This is a genomic window from Mycobacterium sp. IS-1742 (genome assembly GCF_001500125.1).
Taxonomy (GTDB): domain Bacteria; phylum Actinomycetota; class Actinomycetes; order Mycobacteriales; family Mycobacteriaceae; genus Mycobacterium.
In genome coordinates this window covers 88490-106433 of sequence record NZ_LQIV01000013.1, presented here as the reverse complement: position 1 = coordinate 106433, position 17944 = coordinate 88490, and the positions used below count along the sequence as shown (strand labels likewise).

Here is a 17944-nt window from a genome sequence, read left to right as displayed (position 1 = left end):
GTCGTGGTGGTGATCTCGTCCTGCACCGGCGGGGGTGTCGTCGTGGTGGTCGCCGGGGTGGCCAGCTGATCGGTGTCGGTCTTGGTCACCAGCAGCGCCACCGACACCACCAGCGAGACCGCCGCGATGATCGCGGTGACACCGACGACCCACGGCCAGCGCGGCGGGGCCTGCTCCTCGCCGACGTCGGATCCCGGCTCGTAGCTGTCGTAGTCGTACAGCGCCGGGTCCGCGGGCACGTAGGGCCCGCTGCTGAACTGCTCCGATTCGGGGGCGGAGTACGCCTGGGAGTAGAACTCCGTCTCACCCGTGGCTGCGGCCGGTTCCTCGGCCGCGCCGACCTGCTCGGTCGCGTCGTCGGGGGCCGAGTGCCGACCACCCTCCCGCTCGGGCTGGTCCGGTCCCGGCGAGTCCGGCCCTGGGGGGTTCGGCCCGCTCATCTACGCCTATTCCTTCTCGACTGCGTCACCGGCGCGGGCATGCGGCCGTAACGGCTCACCGCGCCCCGGCAAACACTACCCAACGACGGGTGACCGGCGACCGCCACAGCACGGTTCGCCGGTCAAGTATTGCCCGATTCGTGATCTTTCGGCCCGTGCGAAGCGAGCGATCAGTGCTTCTCGGGGCCCCAGTGGTACTCGAAGACCAGGCCGGCGGCCGAGGTGAGCACGAACACGATGCCGGCGACGATCAGCCACGGCAGCCACAGCGCGGCGCCCACCGCGGCGGTGGAGAAGGACAGCGCGATCATGATGGGCCACCAGCTGTGCGGCGCGAAGAAGCCGAGTTCCCCGGCGCCGTCGCTGATCTCGGCGTCCTCGTAGTCCTCGGGCCGGGTGTCCAGGCGCCGGGCGACGAACCGGAAGAACGTGCCGACGATCAGGGTCAGGCCGGTGGTCAGCACCAGCGCGGTGGTACCCGCCCACTCCACGCCGCCCTCACCGAACATCGCGGTCAGCGTGGCGTACACGACGGCCGAGAGGGCGAAGAACGCCGTGAGGAACTCGAACAACCTGGCTTCGATGTGCATCGAGAAGTCCTACCTGCTCGCTTGCGGGGCCATCTCACCGCGCCGCGTGTCGAACGGCTTGGTCGTGACGGCGGTGGGTGGCTGGTTGATGGCGATCAGCGCCTCGGCGTTCGTCTTCCCCGCCATGCGCTGGTTCAGGTACGCCTTGAAGTCGTTCGGCGGCACGACGCGTACCTCGAAGTTCATCATCGCGTGGTAGGTCCCGCAGAGCTCCGCGCACCGACCCACGAACGCTCCGGTCTCGGTGATCTCGCTGATCTGGAAGACGTTGTCGGAGTTGTTCTGCTCGGGGTTCGGGTAGACGTCCCGCTTGAACAGGAACTCCGGCACCCAGAAGGCGTGCGCGACGTCCGCTGAGGCGATCCGGAACTCGACGCGCTTCTCGGACGGCAGCACCAGGATCGGGATCTCGTCGCTGGTGCCCAGCGTCTCGATCTCGTCGAACGCCAGGTAGCTGCGGTCCTCGGGGTTCTGTCCGGCGATCGCACCGTGCTCGGTGTGGGCCTCCTCCGGCTCACCCACGGCGCCGGCGCCCTCTTCGCTGGGGCTCGAGGCGACGGCGGCGTTGCGCTCCTGGTCGGCCCCGTCGTAGTTCATCGTCCCGTCGGCGAAGTTGACCTTGTTGTAGCCGAATTTCCAGTTCCACTGGAACGCCGTCACGTCGATGACGACCTCGGGGTTGTCCTCCTTGGCCAGCATCTGCTCCTGGACCACGACGGTGAAGTAGAACAGCACCGAGATGATCAGGAACGGGATGACCGTGAGCACCAGCTCCAGCGGCATGTTGTAGCCGAACTGGCGCGGCAGTTCCGTGTCGGACGCTTTCTTACGGTGGAAGGCGCTCACCCAGAAGATGAGGAAGTAGACGATGCCGCCGACGACCAGCGCGGCGATCATCGAACCGATCCACAGTTCACGGTTCAGATGCGCCTCGGGCGTGATGCCCTTCGGCCAGCCCAGCCCGAGCACCTCCGACCAGCTGCAGCCACTGAGCACCAGTGCGGTGGCACCCAGAACCACCACCAGTGCGGCTTTTCGTGCCACCGCCTTCAGCCCGCGAGGGGTCACGTTGGCGCCTCCTAGAGTCCGCTAAGCCGACCGCTGTGCGGTCCATGCCACCGTTGAATACTACGCAGCGTAGACCACGCCCGAGCGCCGGTCTCGACACACCCGACCTTTGTGTGCCGTCGCGCCCCGCCGCCGGGGCATTGGGCATACTTGGCGCCGTGTGCGGACTGCTGGCGTTCCTGAAAGACCCGTCCGCGCAGCCCTCCCCCGCGCTGGTCGGCGCGGTTTCGGGGGCTGCTGAGCTGATGCGTCACCGGGGGCCCGACGAACCGGGAACCTGGTCGGACGACGAAGCGGATCCGGGCATCGTGCTGGGCTTCAACCGGCTGTCGATCATCGACATCGCGCACAGTCACCAACCGCTGCGCTGGGGCCCTCCCGAGGCGCCCCTGCGCTATGTCCTGGTGTTCAACGGCGAGATCTACAACTATCTCGAGCTCCGCGAGCTCCTGCGCTCGGAGTTCGGGGCGGAGTTCAGCACCGACGGGGACGGCGAGGCGATCGTCGCCGCCTACCACCATTGGGGCCCGGCGGCGCTGTCGCGGCTGCGCGGCATGTTCGCGTTCGCGCTGTGGGACACCGTCGAGGGGGAACTGTTCTGCGCGCGGGACCCGTTCGGGATCAAACCGCTCTACATCGCGACCGGTCCCGGCGGCACCGCGGTCGGCAGCGAGAAGAAGTGTCTGCTCGCCGTCGCCGACGAACTCGGCTTCGACACCGGCCTGGACGAGCGGGCCGTGCAGCACTACACCGTGCTGCAGTACGTCCCCGAGCCCGAGACGCTGCACCGCGGTGTGCGCCGGCTGGAGTCCGGCAGCTATCTGCGGATGCGGCCGGGTCAGCAGCCGTCGGTGACCCGCTACTTCACCCCCCGCTTCGACGCTGTTCCTTTTCGCGCCGCTTCCGCGCCTGGTTCGGCGGGCGGCGTCGACCAGGCCCGCTACGACGAGATCACCGCGGTGCTCGAGGATTCGGTCGCCAAGCACATGCGCGCGGACGTCACCGTCGGGGCCTTCCTGTCCGGCGGGATCGATTCGACCGCGATCGCCGCGCTGGCGATGCGCCACAACCCCCGGCTGATCACGTTCACCACCGGATTCGAGCGGGAGGGTTTCTCCGAGGTCGACGTGGCGGTGGCGTCGGCGGAGGCGATCGGCGCCCGCCACGTCACCAAGGTGGTCAGCCAGGCGGAGTTCGTCGAGGCGCTGCCGGCGATCGTCTGGTATCTCGACGAACCGGTGGCCGATCCGGCGCTGGTGCCGCTGTACTTCATCGCCCGCGAGGCGCGTAAGCACGTCAAGGTGGTGCTCTCCGGGGAGGGCGCCGACGAGCTGTTCGGCGGGTACACCATCTACCGCGAGCCGCTGTCGCTGCGCGCGTTCGACTACCTGCCCCGGCCGGTGCGCCGCTCGTTGCGCCGGGCGTCGGCGCCGCTGCCCGAGGGGATGCGCGGGAAGAGCCTGCTGCACCGCGGTTCGCAGACCCTCGAGGAGCGCTACTACGGCAATGCCCGCAGCTTCTCCGACGAGCATCTGCGCGCGGTGCTGCGGCGCTTCTCCCCGGACTGGACCCACACCGACGTTACCTCGGCGCTGTACCGCGAGTCGGACGGCTGGGACCCGGTCGCGCGCATGCAGCACATCGACCTGTTCACCTGGCTGCGCGGCGACATCCTGGTCAAGGCCGACAAGATGACGATGGCCAACTCGCTCGAACTCCGGGTGCCGTTCCTCGATCCCGAGGTGTTCGCGGTCGCGTCGCGGCTGCCGCTGGAGCAGAAGATCACCCGGGCCACCACGAAGTTCGCCTTGCGGCGCGCGCTGGAACCGGTGGTCCCCGCACACGTACTCAACCGGCCGAAACTCGGATTCCCGGTGCCGATCCGGCACTGGTTGCGGTCCGGGGAGCTGCTGGAGTGGGCCTACGAGACGGTCGCGGCGTCACAGACCGGAGATCTCATCGACGCCGACGCCGTGCGCGGGATGCTCGACGAGCACCGCACCGGCGTCAGCGACCACAGCCGCCGGTTGTGGACCGTGCTGATCTTCATGCTGTGGCACGCGATCTTCATCGAGGGCAGCGTCAGCCCGCAGATCAGCGAGCCGCACTACCCCGTGCAGCTCTAGGCGGGCGCTGTCACGCCAGCGCCGAGGCGATCTCCTCGGCGGCGTCCGCGCCGTAGGCGTCCGACAGGCGCGCCACACCGGCGTCCCTGTCCCACTTCCACTCCTGCGGGCCCGGCGCCTCGAGTACCAGCGTCGCGACCAGCGAGGCCAGTTGAGCGGCCCGCTCGAGGCTCAGCCCGGCGCTGCGGCCGGTGAGGAAGCCGGCTCGGAACGCGTCGCCGATGCCGGTGGGATCCTCTTTGTGCGTCTCGGGGACCACGTCGACGTGGACGAACGTGCCGTCGCGTCCGACGAGGTCGACGCCCTTCTCGCCGAGCGTGGTGACCCGCAGCTGGATCTGCCGCATCACCTCGGCTTCCGACCAGCCGGACTTCTGCAGCAGCAGATCCCACTCGTAGTCGTTGGTGAACAGATAGGTGGCCCCGTCGATGAGCTTGCGGATCTCCTCACCCGACAGGCGGGCCAACTGCTGGCTGGGGTCGGCGGCGAACGGCAGCCCCAGTGCGCGGCACTCCTCGGTGAGCAGGAACATCGCGTCCGGGTCGTTGGCGCCGATGATCACCAGATCCGGCGTGCCGGTGCGGGCGACGACGTCGGCGAGCTTGATGTTGCGGGATTCGGACATCGCGCCCGGGTAGAACGACGCCAGCTGCGCCATGTCCTCGTCGGTGGTGCAGACGAAGCGGGCGGTGTAGGCCGTCTCCGAGACCAGGACGCTGTCGCAGTCCACGCCGTGGGCGGTCAGCCAGCCCCGGTAGTCGTCGAAATCCTTGCCGACGGCGCCGACCAGCGTCGGCTGCCCGCCCAGGATGCCCATCGCGTAGGCCATGTTGCCCGCGACGCCGCCACGGTGGATGACCAGGTCGTCGACGAGGAAGCTCAACGACACCTTCTGCAGGTGTTCGGCGAGCAGCTGGTCGGCGAAGCGGCCCGGGAATCGCATCAGATGGTCGGTCGCAATGGACCCGGTCACCGCAATGGTCACGACGTGTCACCCTTCGAATTCGTCTGGACTACCCGACCTTAGCGGCCGGACCCGGCACCCCGCCCCGAACCCTGTCGTCCCCGGGGCGGCACACCGCCTGTGCGCTAACCTGCGTACAGTGCCCGCGCGGATCGCCGCGATGTCACTGTAGACAGGCGATCTGACCTCACATCACAATCCCTTTGGAGCGACGTTCTCGATGGCTGGCCCGTACCCCTATCCGGAGTCCTATCCCCAGCAACCGCTTCCGCCGCATCAGGCCGCACCGCAACCTTATCCGGGTCCGGTGCCCTCGGCCTATCCGGGCATGTTGCCCCCGCCGGTGCAGTATCCGAAGCAGGGCCGTAAACGTCTCCTGTGGGCGGTGGCCGTGGCGGTGCTGGTGGCCGCCCTGGTCGCGGTGGTGATCGTCGCGACCCGCGACGACGGCGCACCGCGGGCCGCCGGGCCGCTCAGCGACGCGTCCGCACGCACGGCCATCCAGGGGTATCTCGACGCGCTGTCGAACGGCGACGACGAGCAGATCGCCCGGCATGCGCTGTGCGGCCTGTTCGACGCCGTGAAGGAGAAGCGGTCGGACCTGGCGCTGGCCGGTCTGGCCGGCGATGCGTTCCGCAAACAGTTCAGCCGCGCTGAGGTGACGTCCATCGACACGATCGTGCCGTGGTCGGCCAATCAGGCCCAGGTGCTGTTCACCATGCGGGTGGCGCCGGCTCGCGGGTCAGCCCGCGGCCAGCAACCCCCCAATGAGGAGGAGCAGGCAGTCGCGCAGTTGCTCATCCGGGACAACGAAGTGCTGGTCTGCTCGTATCTGCTGCGCACCGGCAGCCAGTACTAGCCGATCAGTTGAAGGAGTCGCCGCAGGCGCACGAGCCCGTGGCGTTCGGGTTGTCGATCGTGAAGCCCTGCTTCTCGATGGTGTCGACGAAGTCGATCGTGGCGCCCTGCACGTAGGGGGCGCTCATCCGGTCGACGGTCAGGTTGACGCCACCGAATTCCGCGGTCAGATCGCCGTCGAGGGCCCGGTCGTCGAAGAACAGGTTGTAGCGCAGGCCGGCGCAGCCACCCGGCTGCACGGCGATGCGCAGCGCCAGGTCGTCGCGGCCCTCCTGGTCGAGCAGGGCCTTCGCCTTGGCGGCCGCGGCTTCGGTGAGGAGCACACCGTGGGTTGCGGTGGCGGTCGCCGACTCGTCCTGAACAGTCATTGCTCTCCCTTTGCATCCCTGCTGCTGGTTCACGGGGCACACGCCGACGATCGCCGGCGGTCCACTACCTCAACGGTACCTTGCTTTCACGCTATTCCCGAGGTGACTCCCGCCCGGCCGGGGCCCGTCGGCCGGCAAGTAACCTGGTGGATGTGAAGCTGCTGGGCCGGAAGAACGACTCGAGCCGGAAAAAAGACGGCGAGCACCCCGAGAACGCTGCGGTGACCGCGCCCGCCGCCGCTGCCGAGCCCGACACCAGGGAGCGCAGGACCGCCCCCAAGGGCAGGCCCACGCCGAAACGCGACGCCGCCAAGCGACGGGGTCCGGTGGCACCCGCCCCACTGACCGCCGCCGAAGCGCGCCGCCGCCGCAAGGAGCTGCGCGGGCCCAAGCTCAGCAAGGAAGAGCGCAAGGCCGAGAAGCTGGAACGGCGCGCCTCGATGGCCGAACGCCGCGAGAAGATGATGGCCGGCGACGACGGCTACCTGCTCCCCCGCGACAAGGGGCCGGTCCGGCGCTTCGCGCGCGACGTGGTCGATGCGCGGCGCAACGTGCTCGGCCTGTTCATGCCCGCCGCCCTCGCGCTGATCTTCGTGATGCTCGCGGTGCCGTCGATCGAGGTGCAGCGGCTGCTGTCGCCGGCCATGCTCGTATTGGTGCTGATCATGATCATCGACGGGTTCGTGGTCGGCCGGAAGGTCAATCGCCTGGTCGACGAGAAGTTCCCGGGGAACACCGAGTCCGGGTGGAAGCTCGGTTTCTACGCCGCCAGCCGCGCGTCGCAGCTGCGCCGGATGCGGGCACCGCGTCCGCAGGTCGAGCGCGGCGCCAAAGTCGCCTGAGTCGACCGGCGACGGTGCGCACGCTCGTTCTCGGCGGCATCCGCTCGGGTAAGTCGCAGTGGGCCGAAACCGAGATCGCCGCGGCGGCGCAGAACGGCCCCGTCCGCTATGTCGCCACCGGCGCGTCGCCGGGCGCCGACGTCGAATGGGCCGCCCGCGTCGCCGCACACCGCCTGCGCCGGCCGGGCGCGTGGGTGACCACCGAGACCGCCGACGTTCCCGGCGCCCTGCGTGACGGTCCCGGCGTCGCGACCCTGGTCGACGACATCGGCGGATGGCTCACCGCGGAGATGGACCGCTGCGACGCCTGGAACGGGGGTTCGCCGACGGCCGGGATCGACGCGTTGGTGGCGGCGGTGGCCACATTCGCCGCTCCCCTTGCCCTGGTCAGCCCCGAGGTCGGGTTGACGGTGGTGCCCGCGACGGCCGCCGGACGCCGGTTCGCCGACGAACTCGGCGCGCTCAACCAGCGGTTGGCCGCGACGTGCGAGCGGGTGGTGCTGGTGGTCGCGGGTCAACCGATCACCGTGAAGGAGCCGTCGTGAACTTCGCCGTCACCGGATTCGCCGATGTGGTGCCGCCGGACGCGGGCGCCGCGGCCGAGGCACGGGCGCGTCAGGGCCGGCTCACCAAGCCGGCGGGAGCGCTCGGCCGGCTCGAGGAGCTCTCGGTGTGGGTGTCGGGTTGCCAGGGTGTGTGCCCGCCTCGACAATTCAGCCGCTCGCGCGTGGTGGTGTTCGCCGGTGACCACGGTGTCGCGGCCGCCGGGGTGTCGGCGTATCCGGCCGAGGTCACCGCGCAGATGGTCGCCAACATCTCGGCGGGCGGAGCGGCGATCAACGCACTGGCCGAGGTGGCGGGCGCCGGGGTGCGGGTCGTCGACGTCGCGGTGAACTGCGACGAACCGCTGACTCAGGCGATCGGCGCGGACAAGGTGCGGCGCGGCAGCGGCAACATCGCGGTCGAGGACGCGCTGAGCGACGAGGAGACCGAGGCGGCGCTGGCGGCGGGCCGCCGGATCGCCGACGACGAGGTGGACTCCGGCGCGGACCTGTTGATCGCCGGTGACATGGGCATCGGGAACACTACGGCCGCAACGGCTTTGATCGCCGTACTGACCAACTCCGAACCGGTGGTGGTGGTCGGGCGCGGGACCGGTATCGATGACGCCGGCTGGGCGCGCAAGACCGCGGCGGTCCGCGACGCCATGTACCGGGCGCGGACGGCGGCGGCGGATCCGGTTGCGCTGCTGCGGATCTGCGGAGGGGCCGATCTGGCGGCGATGGCCGGGTTCTGCGCTCAGGCCGCCGTGCGTCGCACCCCGGTGCTGCTCGACGGCCTGGTGGTGACCGCGGCCGCGCTGGTGGCCGACCGGCTCGCGCCGGGTGCGCGGCAGTGGTGGCAGGCCGGACACCGGTCCCCCGAACCCGGCCACACGCTGGCCCTCGACAGCCTCGGCCTGACCCCGATCCTCGACCTGGGCATGCGGCTCGGCGAGGGCACCGGTGCCGCCGTCGCGCTGCCCGTGGTGCGCGCCGCGGTGGCGGCGCTGGCCGGTATGGCCACGTTCGACGAGGCCGGCGTCTCGTCGTGATCCGTTCGCTGGCAGGGGCTTTCGCCTTCGGAACGGTGCTGCCCCTCCCTGCGGGCCGCACCGGGACGCTGGGTCGTGGGGTGCTGACGGCGCTGCCGGGCGTCGGGATCGCGCTCGGCGTAGTCGCCGCCGCGGTGCTGTGGGCGGGGTCCTGGGCGTTCGGGCCGCACAGTGCGCTGGCCGGCCTGCTGGCGGTCGCCGCGCTGCTGCTGGCCACCCGCGGTATGCACATCGACGGACTGTCCGACACGGTCGACGGGCTGGGGTGCTACGGCCCGCCCGAGCGCGCACTGCGCGTGATGCGCGACGGGTCGGCGGGCGCGTTCGGCGCGGCGTCGATCGTGGTCGCGGTGGGCGTGCAGGCGTTGGCGTTCTCGATGCTGCCGCAAGGGTGGCCGGGTGTCGCGGCGGTGGTCGTGGCGGTGACCGCGGGCCGGGTCGCCGCGCTGGTGGCCTGCCGGCGTGGGACACCCGCGGCCGAGGGCAGTGCGCTGGGCGGTCGGGTGGCGGGCACCCAGCCGGCGGCGGTGGTCCTGGTGTGGCTCGTCGCCGTTGCGGCACTCGCGGTCCCGGCCACCGAGCGGCTCTGGCAGGGCCCGCTGGCGGTGCTGATCGGGGTGGGGCTGGCCGCGGTGCTGGTGCGGCACTGCGTGCGCCGCTTCGGCGGGGTCACCGGCGACGTGCTGGGTGCGGCGATCGAGGTGACGACGACGGTGGTGGCGCTGGGTCTGGTGATCAGGTGAGGCGTCGGGGTTCCGCGGTGTGGCCGATCCCGGCACGATCCGGTCTCTCGCGCGGTAGCGTCGTTGGTGGCTACCCACGCGGCGACGGGAGACCATCGTGAAGCGCTGCATCGTCGGAGCGTTCGCCGCCCTGCTCATGGCCGCAGGGCTGATCGGGACGGCGCCCCCGGCCGCCGCCGGGTGTCTCTACGGCGGGGGCTTCATCAGCAAGTGCGATGGGCCCATCCGTCCGGACGGCACCTGGGAACGGTGCGTCGGAGTCGCCCGCTGGGTTCCCAGCGGCTTGAGTTCCCACCTGGTGCCCGTCAAGCACTGCGGCCCGATGGGACCCGGTCAACGCCCGGCGGACCCCGCCTTCGCCGACCCACCGGTGCGCATCGGCTAGTTGAGCTTGACCATCCAGCCGTGGGTGTCGGCGAAGGTGCCGCGCTGGATACCGGTCAGCGTGTCGCGCAGCGCCATCGTCACCTCGCCGGGCTCACCGTCGGCGATGGTGAACTCGCCGTCGTTGTGCTTGACGTGGCTGACCGGGGTGATGACCGCGGCGGTGCCGCACGCGAACACCTCGCTGATTTCGCCCGCGGCGGCCTTCTTCTGCCACTCGTCGACGTCGATCTTGCGCTCCTCGACGGCGAAGCCGGCATCGGTTGCCAACTGCAGCAACGAGTCTCGCGTGATCCCCGGTAGCAGCGAACCGCTCAGCTCGGGCGTCACCAGCCGTGCCGAACCACCGCTGCCGAAGACGAAGAACAGGTTCATCCCGCCCATCTCCTCGACGTAGCGGCGTTCGATCGCGTCGAGCCACACCACCTGGTCGCAGCCGTTCTCCGCGGCCTGGGCCTGCGCGAGAAGCGACGCCGCATAGTTGCCGCCGAACTTCGCCGCGCCGGTGCCCCCGGGACTGGCCCGCACGTATTCGTGGGACAGCCACACGCTGACCGGTTTGATGCCGCGCGGGAAGTACGCCCCGGCCGGTGATCCGATCAGCAGGTAGCGGTACTCGTTGGCGGGCCGCACACCGAGGCCCGGTTCGGTCGCGATCACGAACGGCCGCAGGTACAGCGACTCCTCGCCTCCGGCGGGCGGCACCCACTGTTCGTCGATCGCGATGAGCTGGCGCAGCGATTCGAGGAACACCTCTTCGGGCAGTTCCGGGATGGCGAGTCGGCGGGCCGAGGACCGCAACCGCGCGGCGTTGGACTCCGGGCGGAACGACACCACCGACCCGTCGGCCCACCGGTAGGCCTTGAGCCCTTCGAAGATCTCCTGCGCGTAGTGCAGCACCAGCGCCGACGGATCCAGCTCGATCGGGCCGTAGGGCAGCACGCGGGCGTTGTGCCAGCCGGCGTCGGTGGTGTAGTCGATCGACACCATGTGGTCGGTGTGAAAACGGCCGAAGCCGGGGTTGGCGAGGATCTCGGCACGTACCCCGTCGGTCGCCGGTTCCGCGTTGCGGTGAACGGTGAACTCGAGGGGGCCGTCAGTCATGGAAGGAATTGTATCTCCGGTGGCTAGCGGGTTTTCGCCGTCACGAACGGCGGACGCACCACCTCGCACTCGACCCGTCGGTTGCGGACGTCGACCTCGACGCGGGCGCCGTCGGCGATGTCGTGGGCGGTGTCGACCAGCGCGAGCGCGATGCCGACCTTCAGGCTCGGCGAGAACGTCCCCGACGTGGTCACGCCGACGGCGGTGTCGCCGTCGAACACGGTCAGGTCCGGCCGCAGCACCCCGCGCCCGACCGCGCGCAGCCCGCGCAGCAGCCTCCTGGGACCCGCCTCCTTCTCGGCGAGCAGCGCGTCGCGGCCCCAGAAGGCGTCCTTGCGCCACCCCACCGCCCACCCGCAGCGTGCCTGCAGCGGGGAGATCTCCGGCGACAGTTCGTGACCGTGCAGCGGATAGCCCATCTCGGTGCGCAGGGTGTCGCGTGCGCCGAGCCCGGCCGGTTCACCACCGGCTTCGCGCACCGCGGACACCAGCGCGTCGAACACGACGGGCGCGTCGTCCCACGCAGGCAGCAGTTCGTAGCCCTGCTCCCCGGTGTAGCCGGTGCGGCACACCCGCACGGCCGTGCCGTTGAGATCCGCGTCGACATAGCCCATGTAGTCCATGTCGGCGGGCAGACCCAGCGCGCCGAGCACCTCGGCGGACTTCGGCCCCTGCACCGCCAGCACCGCGAACGAGCGGTGCTGGTCGGTGACCGTCACACCGTAGGGCGCCCGTTCGGCGAGCGCGGCCACCACGGCGGCGGTGTTCGCCGCGTTCGGGACCAGGAAGATCTCGTCGTCGGAGACGTAGTAGGCGATCAGGTCGTCGATGACTCCGCCGGAGTCGTTGCAGCACAACGTGTATTGCGCTTTGCCCGGCCCGATGCGGTTGAGGTCGTTGGTCAGCGCGGCGTTGACGTACGCCGCCGCGCCGGGTCCCCGCACCAGCGCCTTGCCGAGGTGGCTGACGTCGAACAACCCGACCGTGGTGCGGGTCGCGGTGTGCTCGCCGACCGTGCCCGCGTAGGACACCGGCATCAGCCAGCCGCCGAACTCGGCGAACGTCGCTCCCAGTTCGCGGTGCCGGTCTTCCAGGGGGCCGTGCAGGGGTTCACTCACGCCTGACACCTTAGGGTGGATTCTCGTGAGTTCCGATCCCGGCTACCAGGCCCCCATCGTCACCGTCAGTTCGTCCATCCCGCGTCGCGGTGTGGGTGAGGCCGTGCTCGTCGTGCCCGTCGTCACCCGTGACGACACCGCCGTCGTCCTGGCCGCGGCCCCGTTCCTCGACGGGGACGCCGTCAACGAGATCGAGGCCTCGCTCAAGGCGCTGGGCGCCACCGGCGGCGAGGGCCAGACGCACCGCCTGGTGGTGTCGTCGTTGTCGGTGGCCAGCGTGCTGACCGTCGGCGTGGGCAAGGACCGCGACGCGTGGCCCGCCGACACCGTGCGGCGGGCGGCCGGTGCCGCGGCCCGGTCCCTCGACAAGGTGGCGGCGGTGCTGACCACGTTGTCCGCACTGGACCTGGAGGCGGCGATCGAGGGCCTGATCCTGGGCTCCTACCGGTTCACCGAGTTCCGCAGTGACAAGACCGCCCCCAAGCACGGCGGTCTGCGCGCGATCACCGCGCTGACCCAGGAACCCAAGCGCCGCGCCGGCGACGCCGCGCAGCGCGCCACCGACGTCGCCACCGCCGTCGCGACGGCCCGCGACTTCGTCAACACCCCGCCCAGCCACCTGTATCCCGACGAGTTCGCCCAGCGCGCCAAGGCCCTCGGCGAGGCCGCCGGGCTGACCGTCGAGATCCTCGACGACAAGGCGCTGGCCAAAGCGGGCTATGGCGGCATCGTCGGGGTCGGCAAGGGGTCGTCGCGGCCGCCGCGCCTGGTGCGGCTGACGCACAAGGGCGCCAAACGTGGCAAAGGCAAGAAAGTCGCGCTGGTCGGCAAGGGCATCACCTTCGACACCGGCGGCATCTCGATCAAGCCGGCCGCCAACATGCACCACATGACCTCCGACATGGGCGGGGCGGCCGCGGTGATCGCGACCGTCGTGCTCGCGGCCAAGCAGCAGCTGCCACTCGACGTGATCGCGACCGTCCCGATGGCCGAGAACATGCCGTCGGCGACCGCGCAGCGGCCCGGCGACGTGCTCACCCAGTACGGCGGCACCACGGTGGAGGTGCTCAACACCGACGCCGAGGGCAGGTTGATCCTGGCCGACGCGATCGTGCGGGCGTGTGAGGACGATCCGGACTACCTGATCGAGACGTCGACGCTGACCGGCGCCCAGACGGTGGCCCTCGGTTCGCGTACGCCCGGCGTCATGGGCAGCGACGCGTTCCGCGATCGGGTGGCGACGCTGTCGCAGCAGGTCGGCGAGAACGCCTGGGCGATGCCGCTTCCCGAGGAACTCAAGGACGACCTCAAGTCGACGGTCGCCGACCTGGCCAACGTCAGCGGTTCGCGCTACGCGGGCATGCTGGTCGCGGGCACCTACCTGCGGGAATTCGTCGCCGACGGCGTCGAATGGGCGCACATCGACGTGGCGGCCCCGGCCTACAACTCCGGCGGCCCGTGGGGGTACACCCCCAAGGGCGGCACCGGGGTGCCGACGCGCACGATGTTCGCGGTCCTGGAGGACATAGCCGCGAGCGGCTGATCGGGCCTGAGCCGGAAGGCTAGAGCACCCGGCCCCGGGCGGTGCTGCGCAGCGCCTGCGGCAGGACCCGGGACACGCCGTAGACGAAGTACGCCTCCGGCATCACCGGCCTGATCGCCTTGTTCGCCTTGACCGCGGCGACGATCGCCTTGGCCGCCTTGTCGGGGCCGTAGCGGCGCATCGCGAACATCTTCTGCAGCTGGCCGCGACGGCCGGCGACGTCGCCGGTGCGGTCGGCCGGGGCGTGGATCCGGGTGTCGCGCACGATGTTCGTGTTGACGGTGCTCGGGCAGATCGTCGTGAGCCCGATCCCGGCCTCGTCGAGTTCGGCGCGCAGACAGTCGGAGAACATGTACACCGCGGCCTTACTGGTGCAGTAGGCGTTGAGCGACTGCAGCGGCGCGTACGACGCCATCGAGGCGACGTTCACGATGTGCCCACCGGTGCCGCGCTCGACCAGGCGGGGCGCGAATGCGCGGCAGCCGTTGACCACCCCGCCGAGGTTGACGTCGAGCACCCGGTCCCACTGGTCGCGCGGCGTGTCCAGGAAGCGGCCGGCCTGCCCGACCCCGGCGTTGTTGACCACAATGTCGGGAACCCCGTGGGCGGCACAGACCTCGTCGGCGAACCGTTCGACCGCGTCGGCGTCGGACACGTCGAGCCGGTAGGGGTGCGCGACGCCACCCGCGGCGTCGATCGCGGCCGCCGTCTCCTTCGCGCGGGCCTCGTCGATGTCGCTGACCACCAGTTCGGCGCCTTCGCGCGCGAACGCCAGCGCGGTTTCGCGGCCGATGCCGCTGCCCGCCCCGGTCACCGAGACCAGCATGTCCGAGAAGTGTTCGCGCGGGACGCCGACGCGGGCCCGGCTCAGCTCCCTGGGGGCCGGACCACCGTCGACGTGGTCGACGAGTTCGGTGACCGCCCTGGCGATCACGGGTGCGTGCGACATCGGCGACCAGTGGCCGGCGCGCAGTTCGCGCCGCCACAGCCGCGGCACCCACGGCGAGATCTCGTCGTAGACGAACGGGCGGATGAACGCATCCCCGGTGTTGACGATCAGCTGGACGGGCACGTCGACGACCCGGGGGGTGCGCTTGTTCAGCAGCGAACGGAAGTAGTTGGCGCGGTACACCTTCACGCTGCGGGCGGCGTCGGCGCGGTAGGTGGCCGAATGCAGGAGCTTCTCGGCGGGGATGCCCTCGCCCACCCTCTGGAACTGCCGCAGGCCCTCGGCGATGAAGGTGCGCACGAACACCGGGCCCACCACCGGAACCGACAGCAAAATCATGTAGCTCAGCCGCGTGAACTGGTTCAGTGCCCGGCCGAGGCGCCGGATCCGGTGGGGCCGCTTGAGTCCGTCGAGGACGTAGCGGTAGACGTGGTCGACGCTCGGACCCGACAGCGAGGTGAACGACGCGACGCGCTCGGAGGCCTCGGGTCGCGACAGGTACTCCCACATGCCGGTCGACCCCCAGTCGTGGGCGACCACGTGCACCGGCCTGCCCGGTGCGACCGCGTCGGCGACCGCGGCGAAGTCGTCGGCGTACCGGGCGGTGGTGTAGGCCGACGCGCGTTTCGGCGCCGAGGTCGGGCTCACTCCGCGATTGTCGTAGCGCACGACGTGGAACCGGTCGGCGAGTCGCGCGACGACGCTGTCCCACACCACGTGCGAGTCCGGCCAGCCGTGCACGAGGATCAGCGTGGGCCCGTCGGGGTCGCCCTCCTCGTAGACGGCGACGCGGACCCCGTCGGTGCTGTCGACGAAGCGGGGGGTGGGTCGGGTCAGGCGTTCGGACATGGGGGCGTCACCCTTCGAGTTCGCGGCGGGCGGCGCGTTTGCGTTCGATACGCCGTCGGGCGTCATAGTCGCGCATGCGCTGCGGGTAGCCGACCTTCTGGACGTCGTAGACCGGGATCTTGAGCCGCTCGGACAGCCGCCGCGCACCTGCGTCTCCCCCGGCGCGCCGCCGCGTCCACTCACCGTCGGCGGCGACGAGCACCACCGTGACGTCGGTGACGGTGGTCTTCGGTTCGACGTAGGCCTCGACGCCGCGGTGTTCGGCCACCCACTGCCGCAGGTACCTCAGGTCGGCCGCGGGGTCACCGCCGTCCGCGCGCGCGGAGCGACGCCCGCGCCACTTGTCGAACAGTCCCACCGTCTCCCTCGGCTCTCGTCAGACCCCTCTCGATAGTGCCAGAGCAATCTGCTGTCGAGTCTCTCGGCGAAAGCCGGGGCCGGACGTGGAAGGATGGGTTGTGAGTTCGCCCACCCCTGCGACTGATCGTACGAAGGAGCCAACACACATGGCCGTCTCTGTTCAGATGCCCGCCCTCGGTGAGAGCGTCACCGAAGGCACCGTCACCCGGTGGCTCAAGCAAGAGGGTGACACGGTCGAACAGGACGAACCTCTACTCGAGGTCTCCACGGACAAGGTCGACACCGAGATCCCGTCGCCGGCCTCCGGTGTGCTGCAGAAGATCGTGGCGCAGGAGGACGACACCGTCGAGGTGGGCGGGGAACTGGCCGTGATCGGCGACGGCGACGGGGATTCCGATGAGTCGTCCGACGACTCGTCCGACGACTCCTCCGGGGACGAGTCCGAGGACCAGTCGGAGGACGAGGCGGACGAGGAGGAGCAGCCGGCCGAGGACGACGAGCCCGCCGCCGAGGACTCCGAGGACGACGACGCCGACGCCGACGAAGAACCCGAACCCGAGCCGAAGAAGGAGTCGAAGACGAAGTCCTCGGGTTCGGCGACGCCGGTGAAGATGCCCGAGCTCGGAGAATCGGTCACCGAGGGCACGGTCACCCGGTGGCTCAAGAAGGTCGGCGACAGCGTCGAGGTCGATGAGCCGCTGCTGGAGGTGTCGACCGACAAGGTGGACACCGAGATCCCTTCGCCGGTCGCGGGCACGCTGCTCGAGATCATCGCCGAGGAGGACGACACCGTCGAGGTCGGCGGTGAGTTGGCCAAGATCGGCGACGCCGATGAGGCGGGGGGCGAGGAACCCGAACCCGAACCCGAACCCGAGAAGGAGCCCGAGCCCGAGAAGGAGCCGGAGGCCGAGAAGGAACCCGAGCCGGAGGCCGAGAAGGAACCCGAACCGGAGCCCGAGCAGGAGTCCAAGCAGGATTCGAAGCCGAAACAGGATTCGAAGCCCGAACCGAAGCAGGAGTCCAAGCCGGCGCCGAAGAAGGAGCCCGAGCCCGAGAAGGAGCCGGAGCCGTCGGACGGCAGCGGCCCCTACGTCACGCCGCTGGTGCGCAAGCTGGCCGCCGAGCACGACGTCGACCTGGCCGCGGTCAAGGGCACCGGCGTCGGCGGGCGCATCCGCAAGCAGGACGTCCTCGCGGCGGCCGAGGCCGACAAGAAGCCGAAGTCCGGCACCGAGGACGCCGCCGAGGCACCCGGCAAGGCGCCGGCCGCGGCGATGGCGCCCGCGGACGCGAACGCCTCCGAGGCGCCGCTGGCCCACCTGCGCGGCACCACGCAGAAGGCCAACCGGATCCGCCAGCTGACCGCGAAGAAGACGCGCGAATCCCTGCAGGCGACAGCGCAGTTGACGCAGACCCACGAGGTCGACATGACCAAGATCGTGGCGCTGCGGGCCAAGGCGAAGAACGACTTCGCCGAGCGCGAGGGCGTCAACCTGACGTACCTGCCGTTCATCGCCAGGGCAGTCATCGACGCGCTCAAACATCATCCGAACGTCAACGCCAGCTACAACGAGGACACCAAGGAGATCACCTACTACGACGCCGAGCACCTCGGTTTCGCGGTCGACACCGAGCAGGGTCTGCTGTCGCCGGTGATCAAGAACGCCGGCGACCTGTCGCTGGCGGGCCTGGCCCGGGCGATCGCCGACATCGCGGCGCGCGCCCGCTCCGGTGACCTCAAACCGGACGAACTGTCCGGCGGCACGTTCACGATCACCAACATCGGGAGCCAGGGCGCACTGTTCGACACCCCGATCCTGGTGCCGCCGCAGGCGGCGATGCTGGGCACCGGCGCCATCGTCAAACGGCCGCGGGTGATCGTCGACGAGTACGGCAACGAGCTGATCGGCGTGCGGTCGATCTGCTACCTGCCGCTGACCTACGACCACCGGCTCATCGACGGTGCCGACGCCGGTCGCTTCCTGACCACCATCAAGCGCCGGCTCGAAGAGGGTTCGTTCGAGGCCGACCTGGGGCTCTAACC

The 17944-nt window shown here is 70.3% G+C and carries 17 protein-coding genes and 1 pseudogene; 9 read left to right on the top strand and 9 right to left on the bottom strand.

Annotation, left to right across the window (positions count from 1 at the left end; all coding sequences use genetic code 11):
- The 3 genes and pseudogenes from AU196_RS10790 to ctaC form a co-directional block, all read right to left on the bottom strand.
- Window positions 1–440: pseudogene (locus AU196_RS10790) on the bottom strand (hypothetical protein); the annotation flags it as partial.
- A 170-nt stretch (window positions 441–610) separates the two neighbouring features.
- Window positions 611–1030, bottom strand: a complete 420-nt coding sequence (locus AU196_RS10785) for a cytochrome c oxidase subunit 4 (RefSeq protein ID WP_059095060.1) — start codon at window positions 1028–1030, stop codon at window positions 611–613.
- Window positions 1031–1039: 9 nt separating this feature from the next.
- Window positions 1040–2098 (bottom strand): aa3-type cytochrome oxidase subunit II, encoded by a 1059-nt coding sequence (ctaC, locus tag AU196_RS10780; protein WP_059095059.1) that lies wholly within the window; start codon window positions 2096–2098, stop codon window positions 1040–1042.
- Window positions 2099–2256: 158 nt separating this feature from the next.
- On the opposite strand from ctaC, the gene asnB reads away from it, so the two are divergent.
- On the top strand, window positions 2257–4224 hold the full coding sequence (gene asnB / locus AU196_RS10775; RefSeq protein ID WP_059095058.1) for an asparagine synthase (glutamine-hydrolyzing): 1968 nt from the start codon (window positions 2257–2259) through the stop codon (window positions 4222–4224).
- Between the two features lie 10 nt (window positions 4225–4234).
- Here the strand turns inward: asnB and AU196_RS10770 are convergent, their stop codons facing one another.
- Window positions 4235–5209, bottom strand: a complete 975-nt coding sequence (locus tag AU196_RS10770) for a carbohydrate kinase family protein (RefSeq protein WP_059095057.1) — start codon at window positions 5207–5209, stop codon at window positions 4235–4237.
- Between the two features lie 199 nt (window positions 5210–5408).
- Here AU196_RS10770 and AU196_RS10765 point away from each other — a divergent pair, with 199 nt between their 5' ends.
- The gene (locus AU196_RS10765; RefSeq protein WP_059095056.1) at window positions 5409–6047 is read left to right on the top strand and encodes an Rv0361 family membrane protein; all 639 of its coding nucleotides are present in this window, start codon (window positions 5409–5411) and stop codon (window positions 6045–6047) included.
- Window positions 6048–6051: 4 nt separating this feature from the next.
- Here AU196_RS10765 and AU196_RS10760 read toward each other — a convergent pair whose 3' ends face one another.
- Window positions 6052–6414, bottom strand: a complete 363-nt coding sequence (locus AU196_RS10760) for a HesB/IscA family protein (RefSeq protein WP_011560685.1) — start codon at window positions 6412–6414, stop codon at window positions 6052–6054.
- A 152-nt stretch (window positions 6415–6566) separates the two neighbouring features.
- Between AU196_RS10760 and AU196_RS10755 the strand changes: the two genes are divergently transcribed.
- The 5 genes from AU196_RS10755 to AU196_RS10735 all read left to right on the top strand — a co-directional run bounded on the left by AU196_RS10755 (window position 6567) and on the right by AU196_RS10735 (window position 9978).
- Entirely contained in the window at window positions 6567–7256 is a 690-nt protein-coding gene (locus tag AU196_RS10755) for a DUF3043 domain-containing protein (protein WP_059095071.1), read from the top strand.
- A 14-nt stretch (window positions 7257–7270) separates the two neighbouring features.
- Complete coding sequence (locus AU196_RS10750; RefSeq protein ID WP_059095055.1) at window positions 7271–7801, top strand: bifunctional adenosylcobinamide kinase/adenosylcobinamide-phosphate guanylyltransferase; 531 nt, start codon at window positions 7271–7273, stop codon at window positions 7799–7801.
- Window positions 7798–8850 carry a nicotinate-nucleotide--dimethylbenzimidazole phosphoribosyltransferase gene (cobT, locus tag AU196_RS10745; protein ID WP_059095054.1) on the top strand — a complete coding sequence of 351 codons (1053 nt, stop codon included), beginning with the start codon at window positions 7798–7800 and terminating at the stop codon, window positions 8848–8850. The genes AU196_RS10750 and cobT overlap by 4 nt, the downstream gene beginning before the upstream one ends.
- Window positions 8847–9593, top strand: coding sequence for an adenosylcobinamide-GDP ribazoletransferase (locus AU196_RS10740; RefSeq protein ID WP_059095053.1), 747 nt, complete (start codon window positions 8847–8849; stop codon window positions 9591–9593). Before cobT ends, AU196_RS10740 begins: the two co-directional genes overlap by 4 nt.
- Before the next feature lie 97 nt (window positions 9594–9690).
- Window positions 9691–9978: a CDGP domain-containing protein gene (locus AU196_RS10735; protein WP_059095052.1), complete on the top strand. Its 288-nt coding sequence runs from the start codon at window positions 9691–9693 to the stop codon at window positions 9976–9978.
- Here AU196_RS10735 and AU196_RS10730 read toward each other — a convergent pair.
- The gene (locus AU196_RS10730) at window positions 9975–11081 is read right to left on the bottom strand and encodes a branched-chain amino acid aminotransferase (protein WP_059095051.1); all 1107 of its coding nucleotides are present in this window, start codon (window positions 11079–11081) and stop codon (window positions 9975–9977) included. The two genes, AU196_RS10735 and AU196_RS10730, sit on opposite strands and share 4 nt — an antisense overlap.
- 23 nt (window positions 11082–11104) lie before the next feature.
- The gene (gene gcvT / locus AU196_RS10725) at window positions 11105–12199 is read right to left on the bottom strand and encodes a glycine cleavage system aminomethyltransferase GcvT (RefSeq protein WP_059095050.1); all 1095 of its coding nucleotides are present in this window, start codon (window positions 12197–12199) and stop codon (window positions 11105–11107) included.
- 25 nt (window positions 12200–12224) lie between these two features.
- Here gcvT and AU196_RS10720 point away from each other — a divergent pair, with 25 nt between their 5' ends.
- Entirely contained in the window at window positions 12225–13742 is a 1518-nt protein-coding gene (locus AU196_RS10720; RefSeq protein WP_059095049.1) for a leucyl aminopeptidase, read from the top strand.
- Between the two features lie 19 nt (window positions 13743–13761).
- Here the strand turns inward: AU196_RS10720 and AU196_RS10715 are convergent, their stop codons facing one another.
- Together AU196_RS10715 and AU196_RS10710 are read right to left on the bottom strand one after the other, a co-directional pair.
- Entirely contained in the window at window positions 13762–15540 is a 1779-nt protein-coding gene (locus AU196_RS10715; RefSeq protein ID WP_059095048.1) for an SDR family oxidoreductase, read from the bottom strand.
- 7 nt (window positions 15541–15547) lie between these two features.
- Window positions 15548–15898, bottom strand: coding sequence for a hypothetical protein (locus tag AU196_RS10710; RefSeq protein ID WP_059095047.1), 351 nt, complete (start codon window positions 15896–15898; stop codon window positions 15548–15550).
- A 148-nt stretch (window positions 15899–16046) separates the two neighbouring features.
- Here AU196_RS10710 and sucB point away from each other — a divergent pair, with 148 nt between their 5' ends.
- On the top strand, window positions 16047–17942 hold the full coding sequence (sucB, locus tag AU196_RS10705; protein ID WP_059095046.1) for a 2-oxoglutarate dehydrogenase, E2 component, dihydrolipoamide succinyltransferase: 1896 nt from the start codon (window positions 16047–16049) through the stop codon (window positions 17940–17942).
- Window positions 17943–17944: the final 2 nt, after the last annotated feature.

What these genes read in the sequence shown, in the direction of transcription:
- AU196_RS10785 (WP_059095060.1), bottom strand. Translation starts at nt 1,030, where the DNA reads ATGCACATCGAAGCCAGGTTGTTCGAGTTCCTCACGGCGTTCTTCGCC.
- AU196_RS10765 (WP_059095056.1), top strand. Translation starts at nt 5,409, where the DNA reads ATGGCTGGCCCGTACCCCTATCCGGAGTCCTATCCCCAGCAACCGCTT.
- AU196_RS10760 (WP_011560685.1), bottom strand. Translation starts at nt 6,414, where the DNA reads ATGACTGTTCAGGACGAGTCGGCGACCGCCACCGCAACCCACGGTGTG.
- AU196_RS10730 (WP_059095051.1), bottom strand. Translation starts at nt 11,081, where the DNA reads ATGACTGACGGCCCCCTCGAGTTCACCGTTCACCGCAACGCGGAACCG.
- AU196_RS10715 (WP_059095048.1), bottom strand. Translation starts at nt 15,540, where the DNA reads ATGTCCGAACGCCTGACCCGACCCACCCCCCGCTTCGTCGACAGCACC.
- sucB (WP_059095046.1), top strand. Translation starts at nt 16,047, where the DNA reads ATGGCCGTCTCTGTTCAGATGCCCGCCCTCGGTGAGAGCGTCACCGAA.